Raw genomic sequence first — 416 nt, 5'->3', positions numbered from 1 at the left:
AGAAGGGGAGCACTCTGGCCCTTTTTGATGATAAGGATAGGTTTGTGCAGGAGGTGACCATTGCCAGTCACCGCAAGCATAAGAATTTCGATGTCATCAAGTTCAAGGACATGTACCATATCAATGCTATTGAGAAATTCAAGGGCCATGTCCTCAAGGTGGCCGAGGAAAATTTGACGGACCTGTCCGATGGTGAGTTTTACTACCACCAAATCATTGGTCTGCCTGTCTATGAAAATGATGTTCTTATCGGCAAGATCAAGGAGATCCTCCAGCCTGGGGCCAATGATGTCTGGGTGGTTAAGCGAAAGGGCAAGCGAGATTTGCTCCTGCCCTACATTCCGCCAGTGGTTAAGAAGGTTGATTTGGCCGAGCAGCGGGTTGAGGTCGAACTTTTAGAAGGACTGGATGACGAT

The 416-nt window shown here is 48.1% G+C and carries 1 protein-coding gene; it reads left to right on the top strand.

The features are described from left to right. The coding region (rimM, locus tag FH871_RS35000; protein WP_138995356.1) for a ribosome maturation factor RimM at positions 1-416 on the top strand (416 nt) is incomplete at both ends.

This window comes from Larkinella sp. C7 (assembly GCF_006149005.1).
Classification (GTDB): domain Bacteria; phylum Bacteroidota; class Bacteroidia; order Cytophagales; family Spirosomataceae; genus Larkinella.
The sequence above is the reverse complement of the archived record's forward strand: the minus strand, read 5'-3'. Positions and strand labels throughout refer to the sequence as shown.